Below are 2,393 nucleotides of genomic sequence, written 5' to 3'. Positions count from 1 at the left end.
TTTTTGATTACTTTATATTACACTTTGACGTGCGGAAGGTGGGTTAAATTGTTTCTCGTCCAGCTAAAAACCAACCTTCAGAAATTTCCGACCAAGGTTTGAGAAGCAATCGCGCTTCCAGATAAGACTTGGCTATACGCTGCGTCAAACTGTCAGAATTAGTTGCCAGATCGTCGATCCATTCCATAGATGCTTCTCCTACAACTTCTAGCACATCGGGTGGAAGACGGCGGAGTTGCATTTTGCCAGAGCGATCTAGTTGTTGTAGAGCTTGAGCATTCATTAGGTGCATTTGAGCCATTGTTAAATCGTGTTCTGCTTGGCAAGCAGCCTTTAATATTGCTTTAAGATCGTCAGGTAATTGCTCGTAACGGGATTGATTAACTATCAATTCAATCGCGCCCATTGGCTGATGAAAACCTGGCCAATATTGATATGGTGCTACTTCCTCGAAACCAAACTGAATATCCGCAGCAGGGCCAACCAATTCAGCACCGTCTATCCTTCCGTCCTGTAAAGCAGCTAAAATTTCATCACCACCTAAATTGACGGGGTTTGCGCCTACGCGCTGCATAATATCGAGCATTGGCCCTGTAGTGCGGTACTTAAGACCTCTTAAATCATCTGGCGAGGTAATTTCTTGCTTAAACCAGCCAAAAGATTGAGCATCCAACGAACCGCACAAAAAGGGTTTTACTCCATAATTACTATATACCTCGTCCCACAGTGCTTGACCATCCAGATAATATAGCCAAGTAGTAAATTCTTTCTGTGTTAACCCAAAAGGAATGACAAAAAAGAAATCGAGGGGTCGTTGTAGTGGCTCATTCCAATAATAAGATAGGGTTCTTCCCATATCGATAGTGCCATCAGAGACTTTTTGGAAGATTTCTTCTCTGGGAAAACCAGCATTATTGGGATCGATAACATCGATCGCTAAGCGTCCGTCACTCAACAAAGCAACGCGATCTGCTAACCTCTGAGTCATAGTAAATTGATTCAGGAAATCAGGTTCGTACCAGGAAACTAATTTGAGTTGATACTCAGACTGTTTGGCAGCAATTTTTGGTGTAGATAAACTAGTCACTAAACTCAAAGTTCCCAGTCCTGCTGATACAGTTGCAGACTGCTTGAAAAAACCTCTGCGGGAGTGTTTGTCTCTAGTTAGATTTTTTTTCACTTAATTTAACTCCTCTCCTCTGGTGCTTCACTTTTTTTGTGTAAAAACCCAAAGACCAACATTTCCAACATAAGATGAGCCTTCAAGTGTTGTCCAACAGTTTTTTTAGGTTAAATTAACAACTAAAAGTTACTAACAAAGTCATGGAATTTCGTCAGCTTCGTTATTTTGTAGCAGTTGCAGAGGAGCTTAATTTTAGTCGCGCTGCCAAACGACTGTATATATCTCAGCAAGCTTTAAGCAAACAAATTCTTAACTTGGAAGACGAATTAGAAATACAACTTTTTTATCGAACTAAACACCAGATTAAACTTACCGAAGCTGGAGCAGTATTTTTCAAAGAATCAAAACAACTTCTATATCAAGCTCAAAAAGCAGTACAGTTATCTAAACGTGCTGCTCGTGGCGAAATAGGACAAATCAAGCTGAGCTTTGTTGCTTCTGCTCTTCATAGCATTTTGCCTGACATCCTGAGCATTTTTCGCGAAAGTTACCCAGATGTAGAAATTATTATGAATGAAAATTGCACACATGAACAAGTGCAAGCTTTGTTAAAAAGTGAGAGCGATTTGGGGTTTCTTTATCTTCCAATTGAGGAGAAATATTTCAATATACAACCCATTTTAGAAGAAAGTTTGGCGATTGTTTTGCCCAAAGAACATCCTCTCTCAACCTTAGAAAAATTGCCCTTAAAAGCATTAAAAAACGAATCTTTTATTTTGCATCCACGGGATGAAGGACCTGTATTATACGATCGCCTTATTAGTTTATGTGAAAGTGCTGGATTTGTCCCCAAAGTAGTACAAGAAGTTCCCGCTAGTAAAACTAGAATTGGCTTGGTAGCTGCTGGTCTTGGTATATCTTTTGTCTTTGCTAATCTGCAAAACCTGATTAATTCAGAAGTCGTTTACAAACAAGTGAATGAAGTCGAGATCGCCTTACAATTGGCTGTTGTTTGGAGAAAAGATCATACTTCTCCTGTATTACAAGAGTTTCTGAAAGTTGTAGAAAAGATTATCTCTTAAAGTCTTTTTTCTAAGCTTCCCATAAAGATGATTCCCATCGGAAGCTTTTTAAGCTATGGTTCATCTCTGCGATAGCTCATAAAACTTTGGAAACATAGCCACAGAAAAATCATCGATCCCATAAGAAACCATTTTTTATGACGATTGAGCATGGTTTCTGTCCGATCGTCAAGAAACTCAGTTTTTTT

Annotated in this window: 2 protein-coding genes; one reads left to right on the top strand and one right to left on the bottom strand. The window is 39.3% G+C overall.

Annotated features, from left to right (window positions below):
- Positions 1-43: 43 nt before the first annotated feature.
- A complete protein-coding gene (locus H1P_RS32740) occupies positions 44-1,180 on the bottom strand; it encodes a TRAP transporter substrate-binding protein (protein WP_144875585.1) in 1,137 nt (378 codons plus the stop codon).
- A 143-nt stretch (positions 1,181-1,323) separates the two neighbouring features.
- On the opposite strand from H1P_RS32740, the gene H1P_RS32735 reads away from it, so the two are divergent.
- On the top strand, positions 1,324-2,205 hold the full coding sequence (locus H1P_RS32735) for a LysR substrate-binding domain-containing protein (protein WP_144875583.1): 882 nt from the start codon (positions 1,324-1,326) through the stop codon (positions 2,203-2,205).
- Positions 2,206-2,393: the final 188 nt, after the last annotated feature.

Origin of the sequence: Hyella patelloides LEGE 07179, from assembly GCF_900659865.1 — a bacterium.
Taxonomy (GTDB): domain Bacteria; phylum Cyanobacteriota; class Cyanobacteriia; order Cyanobacteriales; family Xenococcaceae; genus Hyella; species Hyella patelloides.
Note: the sequence above shows the minus strand (reverse complement) of the source record. Positions and strands in the feature narration are given on the sequence as shown.